Source organism: Pseudoalteromonas sp. SG41-5 (genome assembly GCF_014164495.1).
Taxonomy (GTDB): Bacteria; Pseudomonadota; Gammaproteobacteria; order Enterobacterales; family Alteromonadaceae; genus Pseudoalteromonas; species Pseudoalteromonas rhizosphaerae.
Map to the genome: position 1 here is coordinate 22,523 of NZ_JACJFH010000058.1, position 7,607 is coordinate 30,129.

Here is a 7,607-nt window from a genome sequence, read left to right on the forward strand (position 1 = left end):
ATCGTCGTCTAGTCTCATTCCCTTTGTTATTTACAAAAAAATTATCTTTAATAGGTTAACTATTGTTTAAAGGATCCACCATGAAGCTTATCAGTATCATTAGTGTCTCTGTGGCCATACTTACTTTGAGTGTAAGCACAGCCAGTTATGCAGAAAATCAACGTCGTATCGATGTCGATAGTAAAGTTGTCACCGAACATAAAGCGCGCATCAATGGCGAGCGTTTTTCATATACCGCAACCACAGGCACACAACCGGTATGGGATGACAAAGGCGATGCCGTTGCAACATTGCAATACACTTATTATGAACGCGATAAAGTTGACGATCGCACTAAACGCCCATTGTTAATTTCGTTTAATGGCGGACCTGGCTCTGCATCGGTATGGATGCACTTAGCCTATACTGGACCACGTGTATTAAAAATTGATGACGAAGGCTACCCTATTCAACCGTATGGTGTGAAAGACAACCCATACTCAGTGCTTGATGTTGCTGATATTGTTTACGTTAACCCAGTAAACACTGGCTACTCGCGTATTCTTGAAAACGATAAGGGTGAATTACCAAGTAAAGAAGCGCAAAAAAGCATGTTTTTTGGTGTCAATGCCGACATTAAATACCTAGCAGAATGGTTAAACACCTTTGTAAATCGCACTGAGCGCTGGCGCTCACCTAAATTTTTAATTGGTGAGAGCTACGGCACAACCCGCGTATCAGGGCTTGCCCATGAATTACAAAACAGTCAATGGATGTATATCAATGGTGTTGTGCTGGTTTCACCAACAGACATTGGTATTAAACGCGACGGTCCAATAAAAGCGGCTAACCGTCTACCTTACTTTGCTGCAACGGCTTGGTATCACAAAGCTTTAAGCCCAGCATTGCAAGCTAAAGATTTAGATGAATTACTGCCAGAAGTTGAAGACTTTACCGTTAACAAGCTAATTCCTGCACTTGCTAAAGGTGGCTTTATTAATGATCAAGAAAAACGCGCTATCATTAAACAAATGGCACTGTATGCCGGTGTATCTGAAAAGTTTGTTGCGCAAAACAACCTTGATATTCCTACCAACTTCTTTTGGAAAGAACTACTACGTGAGCGCGGTCAAACGTTAGGCCGTCTAGATTCGCGTTATTTAGGCATGGACAAGCGTGACGCTGGCGAATCTCCAGACTACTGGGCAGAGCTAACATCATGGTTGCATTCATTTACACCAGCCATCAATCACTACTTACGTGAAGAGCTTAACTATAAAACTGACGTAAAATATAACCTGTTTGGTAATGTACACCCGTGGGATCGCAGCAATAATAACACTGGTGAAAATCTGCGTTTAGCAATGGCGCAAAACCCATACCTCAATGTGATGATCCAATCAGGCTACTATGATGGTGCCACTAACTACTTTGATGCTAAATACACTTTATGGCAACTAGATCCAAGTAGTAAAATGCGTGATCGTCTAAGCTTTAAAGGCTACCGCAGTGGCCACATGATGTATTTACGCCATGCAGATTTAGAAACCTCAAATAACGATTTACGTGATTTTATTTTACAGTCACTACCAAAAGAAGGTGAAGCTGCGAAGTATTAAACAGCGCTTAAAACCACAGGATTAAAAAAGCCCGTTTTTACGGGCTTTTGTTTATCGATAATTCGGATATACTCAAACTATTGATTTTACGTTTTTGGAAAACACAGATGACTGAAAACTTCCGTGTTATGTATGCAGGTCTAGCTCAAGATATTGAGCGATCGAATGCGATTAAACAACTGGCTGTAAAGCTCAAAGCCCCTGAAAGTAAAGTAGCTGCATTTTTTGAAAACAACCCCCTATTTGCGCCTTGTGAAAAAGAAAAAGCACTCAAGCAAGCAAAGCTACTTGCCAGCGTAGGCATCAAAAGTAAACTGCAACCAATAACCAACAACACACCAGCGGTAAGTAGCAGCGATACAACCAACCAGCGAGATGAGCGTATTTTTAACGCCCTTGATTACATCACCAGTAGTTTAATTCGCATCGAAGAAAAACTCGACGACCTAGAGCAACGCTTACCAGCCACAACCCAACAACCAGATCCTGATGAAGGCGACGAGTGGCAAACTGACGACCTATTGCTAGATGAAGAGCTGACAACGCCGATCAAAAAACGCAGTAACATGCTGCTGTATTCACTTATAGCTATGGTTGTTGTCTTGCTTGTAGTACTAGGATTGTCGTTTGCATTCCCTGATTTATTCAGTTTTATGGATAATTAACAGATAAAGCAAAAATAAATATGAGCGAAAAAAGAGCACTGATCCGCCAAAAAATCCGTAAAGCACGTAATTCACTGTCAAAATTTGAGCAAGAAATTGCCGCAGAATCGCTTAAAGTGAATTTTACTCAACACTTAAAACAGCAAAAAACTATTAAAAACGCCCATATTGGCATTTATTTTAGCAATGACGCAGAGCTAGATACCTCATTGTTAATAAAAGACCTTTGGACTAAAAACCACACCCTTTACCTACCCGTTATTCACCCATTTAACGGCACTACTTTATACTTTCAGCGCTATGAAGAAAATTCACCCATGAGGGCAAATCGCTATGGTATCTTGGAGCCTAAGTTAAATTGTAGTCAGATATGCCCACTTGCTGAGCTTGATTATCTGCTAATGCCATTAGTTGCATTTGATGATAACGGTAACCGGTTAGGGATGGGGGGTGGCTTTTATGATAAAACTTTGGCGCGCTACGAAAAAGAAAACTGGCATAAACCACAACTGATTGGCCTTGCACATCAATGCCAACATGTTCCAAGTTTACCGGTTGAATCGTGGGATGTACCATTAAATTACATAATCACACCACAGAAAATCTACCATTGGTAAGCAATTTATTTATATACTAATGGCAATCCCTCTCACCTATTGAGCACATAATCATGACACAAGATGAATTAAAAAAAGCAGCTGCTTGGGCTGCACTCGAATTTGTAAAAAAAGACACCATTGTGGGTGTTGGCACAGGCTCAACTGTAAACCATTTTATTGATGCATTAGGCTCAGTAAAAGACACCATACGCGGTGTGGTATCAAGTTCTGACGCTTCAACCGAAAAACTAAAAGCACTCGGTCTTGAAGTATTTGAACTCAATGATGTTGATGCCCTTGACGTGTACGTTGATGGCGCAGATGAAATAAATGCGCTGAACGAAATGATCAAAGGCGGTGGCGCAGCACTAACCCGCGAAAAAATAGTCGCAGCTGTAGCAAAACAATTTGTATGTATTGTTGATGAAACAAAAATAGTGGACACCTTGGGTGAATTTCCACTGCCGGTAGAAGTTATTCCAATGGCACGCAGTTATGTTGCTCGTGAATTGCTTAAACTAGGCGGCGATCCAGTTTATCGCCATGGCGTGGTAACAGATAATGGTAACGTTATTTTAGACGTACATAACTTGTCGATCAGCCAAGCAAAAGATTTAGAGCTGACAATTAACCAAATTGTTGGCGTAGTAACCAACGGCTTATTTGCCCACCGTGGCGCAGATAAAGTGATTATCGGTACCAAAAATGGGCCGCAAATTAGATAAATAGGATGAGGATATGAGTAAGGTATCGTTAGCAAAAGACAAAATTAAAATTCTTTTGCTTGAAGGTGTACATCAAAGCGCTGTAGAAACGCTAAAACGTAACGGCTACAGCAATATCGATTATGTAAAAACCTCATTGCCTGAGGACGAACTAATTGAGCGCATTAAAGATGTGCATTTTGTAGGCCTTCGTTCTCGTACTCATATTTCTGAAGCTGTACTTGAAGCGGCAGAAAAACTGGTTGCCGTTGGTTGTTTTTGTATCGGCACTAACCAAGTTGATTTAAGTGCCGCACGCAAGCGCGGTATTGCAGTATTCAACGCACCGTTTTCTAATACCCGCTCTGTTGCTGAGTTAGTACTTGGTGAAATTTTACTATTGTTCCGTGGTATTCCAGAGCGTAATGCCATTGCTCACCGTGGCGGCTGGTTAAAAACCGCCAATGGCTCATTTGAAGCCCGTGGTAAAACTCTAGGTATTATTGGTTATGGCCACATTGGTACGCAGCTAGGTATCATGGCTGAAAATATCGGTATGAACGTTGAGTTTTACGATATTGAAGACAAGCTAACCCTAGGTAATGCCACACAAGTACATAACCTAACGCAGCTACTGCAACGCGCTGATGTTATTAGCTTACACGTACCTGAAACACCGCAGACTAAAAACCTGATTGGTAGCGCGGAAATTTCAGTGATGAAGCAAGGTTCAATTTTGATCAACGCCTCACGCGGCACTGTAGTTGATATTGACGCCCTAGCAGAAGCACTTCGTGATAAAAAAATCAGCGGCGCTGCCATCGACGTATTCCCAGTTGAGCCAAAATCAAACGATGAAGAATTTGTATCGCCACTACGCGAATTCGACAACGTAATTTTAACACCACACATTGGTGGTTCAACTCAAGAAGCGCAAGAAAACATTGGTATTGAAGTAGCGGGTAAACTAGCAAAATACTCAGATAACGGCTCAACTATTACTGCTGTTAATTTCCCTGAAGTATCACTGCCAGAGCTTGCTAACCGTAGCCGTTTATTACACGTACACCACAACCGCCCAGGTGTGTTAACCCAAATTAACCAAGCGTTTGCCCAGCACGGCATCAACATCGCCGCGCAATACTTGCAAACAGACGAAGCGATTGGTTATGTAGTAATAGACGTAGATACCGACCACTCTGAAATAGCACTAAAAGAACTAAGTGCAGTAGAAGGCACGATCAGAGCACGTATTCTTCACTAATATCAGTCAGCGGTCAAAAAATAAAAGCCGTGCTTGTTAAATCAAGCACGGCTTTTATTTGGATGAAGAATACTACGTTTTTTCAACCTTAGCCGATGAAATATTGCCAGTTTTATTGTCTGTATTAAACAAGCTTCACTTAAGTTACATCTTACTGTATTTGCTTTAACGGCTCACTCTTAAGTATATATTTCAACAACTCTGTCAAAAACTTCTCTATTACTAAATGCCTCAATAGAGGCGTTAGCTAGGGTTTTCCTCTACCAAAACCTTATTGAGAAACGACGCAAGTACGCTGCGCATTTCGTCTACCCAAGGATGAAACAACCAAAAGGTGTGCGGTGTATCGGGTATGGTATACACTTGTTGATGGACGTTGTTTTTAATTAGCTGCGCTACAAAAGCATCTCTGCCAACATGAAAACGGTCATGGGAAGAGTTAATAAATAACGTTGCTGGAGTATGTTTACTTAAATATTCTACCGGCGAAACCGCATGCCAACGTTTTGGCTCTTGTGCATAACGCCCACCTAACCAAAGCGCTGCATAAGAAATCTTTCCAGGTTTATCTTCAAACATCCTAGCCGCTGTTGAGGTTAAATCAGCCACGCCGTCAATGTTCACGATTGCTTGCACTGCTTCGTAAGGCGATTTTGTATCGTGATTGGTACTCATGGCCCCGAATAACGTGGCCATATGAGCTCCAGAAGACGCCCCTAACACCGCGATTTTTTTGGTATCTATCATATATAATTTATGATGTTGTTTTAGCCACTTAATCGCATCGTTGATATCTGCCGTAAGCTACTTGCTTAACAGCCACATCGACAGACGAAGTAAACGAATTTGTTTATTGATTTAGAATTGACCCTCACTGTATAAAAACGGTCAAAAAAATACTAGTGCCTATTGACAGAGTTTAGGCTCATATGTGTTATATGCCAAGTTCAGATATTTTCCTCAGTAAAGCAGAGTCTATTTCAGTGAGGATACTACGATGCTCATCATCTATGAATAAGGCATAAGGTTCTCTTTCGCCATCACTATTTTGCTTAGGAAGGGCAATAGCTTTCGAGTTAACATCTGGATTTATTACACTTGGCTTTGTGTAATACATGTTTGGGATAGAAATATCCATCATGAGTGGGAGATCATCTCTTCGTGGTGCATCAATACTTCTGTGGGCAGAGTACTTCATTCGGAAAGGAATCCCCCTCTTTAATGCAGGAACCTCAGAATCTTGAGCAGCAATAAAATCTGATTTTAAGAAATAATAGATTTGGCCTATTCGGTTTAGGTAGGCAACAACCTCATGAAACCAATGAATATCGTCATCCTCTGATAGCAGACGCATGTAATTTTTAAAATGATAATCAAGCCCTTTCATAATGTACTTAACACCATGCACCTGCTGATAGTAAACCTCATGCTCTCTGAGAATTGCTATTTTATCAAGAATGCGGTTTAGCATAATTCTCCTTATTGGCATATAACGCCCCGATAAGCCGACGAAATGAGCACAGCGAGTTGAGGTCGGATTGATTGGTTTGTTAGCAGCCAACTGCATATTTAAACCTTATCGATTTTTATAATGTTATTTGAACTGCTTGGTATGAATGCAATAACAACACAACGACCATTTTTTATAAAGCTATCGTGTTGCCTATTAGCAAAAAAATACTTCTCAGTGCCATAATCATTGTACTTAAACGCAATACCTGAAATAGAAAATGACTCTGAACGGCTATTACTTTGGTTGACTTCATAATTAGCAATACAACCCTTAATTTTTTGAACTTCATTATTTTCTACAGCGAGTTTAACAGTATATAAATCGATGTAATTGAGAGAAGTGGATATTAATCCAAACGCAAATACCAGAGAAATAAATAGGAAGATGTATTTGCCTTTAACTTTTGTGACTTGTGATATTGCACTTATAAAAGGAGTATATTTTAACGCGACAAACAAAATTACAGAGGCGATTATATAACCAACCAGAAACAGGGGGTCTGAGTTTAGCCCTTCTATGTTGCTGACATAATAGGTGCTGATTGTCGGTTCTAAAATAATTGAATTCCTAAAGTTTTATCCACTTGGCTGCTAACGAGGCTGTAGAATAACTCGTTTTTAATTTATTTTTATTGATGTATTAACCATAGCCGAGTTCCTATTTTGATTCAATTGGTTACTTCTATTTTACGTAAAATATAAAAAGAGGATTTGCTGTTGCTTTAATTGGCGTTTTGAAAGGTATGACAGGTGTTTGAGTGGCTTATTTGAGGTGATAAAGGGTTACCCTTATTAATGTAGTGTGTTTTACATGTGCGAATTAGTTTTCAAGTTAAACCTCTTTTACTTCTCTTTCTCTGCTCTTTGTGCAAAAGCTATTTAATTGAATTATTCAAAACGAGGTTAAGAGACGCTGCGCTTTAGAGTAATACTGATACTAGATCCATGAAGTCTTTACGCGGTTGGGTATACTATTACCTTACAGCCAATGCTTATAAGCTAACGGTGGATTTAGATCACTGGATCCGCCGTAGGATAAGAATGTGCTACTGGCGGCAATGTCGCTATTTATAAGGAATAGCACGCACCAAAGTACGCAGTTTAATGAAACTGGGTGTCAGCGAACGGCTCGCCATAGCCTGTGGTATCACCAGTACCAAAAGTAGGCGCTTGGAAGCGAAGGCCCTTGTAGAAGCTCAAAAACAAAAGGAATTAACATTGCGATAGGCAATGACTATCTAGCGTCACAAGGTTTAGCGTCATTA

General features: G+C 40.3%; 7 protein-coding genes and 1 pseudogene. 6 read left to right on the forward strand and 2 right to left on the reverse strand.

From position 1 onward, the window contains the following. The first annotated feature begins 80 nt into the window (after positions 1 to 80). The 5 genes from H5232_RS14945 (at position 81) to serA (ending at position 4,830) form a co-directional block, all read left to right on the forward strand. On the forward strand, positions 81 to 1,598 hold the full coding sequence (locus H5232_RS14945; RefSeq protein ID WP_149982056.1) for a S10 family peptidase: 1,518 nt from the start codon (positions 81 to 83) through the stop codon (positions 1,596 to 1,598). Positions 1,599 to 1,705: 107 nt separating this feature from the next. Beyond that, positions 1,706 to 2,263: a hypothetical protein gene (locus H5232_RS14950; RefSeq protein WP_182797829.1), complete on the forward strand. Its 558-nt coding sequence runs from the start codon at positions 1,706 to 1,708 to the stop codon at positions 2,261 to 2,263. Positions 2,264 to 2,283: 20 nt separating this feature from the next. Then, positions 2,284 to 2,880: a 5-formyltetrahydrofolate cyclo-ligase gene (locus tag H5232_RS14955; protein ID WP_182719125.1), complete on the forward strand. Its 597-nt coding sequence runs from the start codon at positions 2,284 to 2,286 to the stop codon at positions 2,878 to 2,880. A 53-nt stretch (positions 2,881 to 2,933) separates the two neighbouring features. Continuing rightward, a complete protein-coding gene (gene rpiA, locus H5232_RS14960; protein WP_145241270.1) occupies positions 2,934 to 3,587 on the forward strand; it encodes a ribose-5-phosphate isomerase RpiA in 654 nt (217 codons plus the stop codon). A 13-nt stretch (positions 3,588 to 3,600) separates the two neighbouring features. Next, positions 3,601 to 4,830, forward strand: a complete 1,230-nt coding sequence (serA, locus tag H5232_RS14965; RefSeq protein ID WP_145241268.1) for a phosphoglycerate dehydrogenase — start codon at positions 3,601 to 3,603, stop codon at positions 4,828 to 4,830. A 243-nt stretch (positions 4,831 to 5,073) separates the two neighbouring features. Here the strand turns inward: serA and H5232_RS14970 are convergent, their stop codons facing one another. Both H5232_RS14970 and H5232_RS14975 read right to left on the reverse strand, forming a co-directional pair. Further along, a complete protein-coding gene (locus tag H5232_RS14970; protein ID WP_182831132.1) occupies positions 5,074 to 5,622 on the reverse strand; it encodes an alpha/beta hydrolase in 549 nt (182 codons plus the stop codon). A 142-nt stretch (positions 5,623 to 5,764) separates the two neighbouring features. Beyond that, positions 5,765 to 6,301 carry a hypothetical protein gene (locus H5232_RS14975; RefSeq protein ID WP_182719126.1) on the reverse strand — a complete coding sequence of 179 codons (537 nt, stop codon included), beginning with the start codon at positions 6,299 to 6,301 and terminating at the stop codon, positions 5,765 to 5,767. Between the two features lie 995 nt (positions 6,302 to 7,296). On the opposite strand from H5232_RS14975, the pseudogene H5232_RS14980 reads away from it, so the two are divergent. Then, positions 7,297 to 7,607 (forward strand): annotated as a pseudogene (locus tag H5232_RS14980) (group II intron maturase-specific domain-containing protein); the annotation flags it as partial.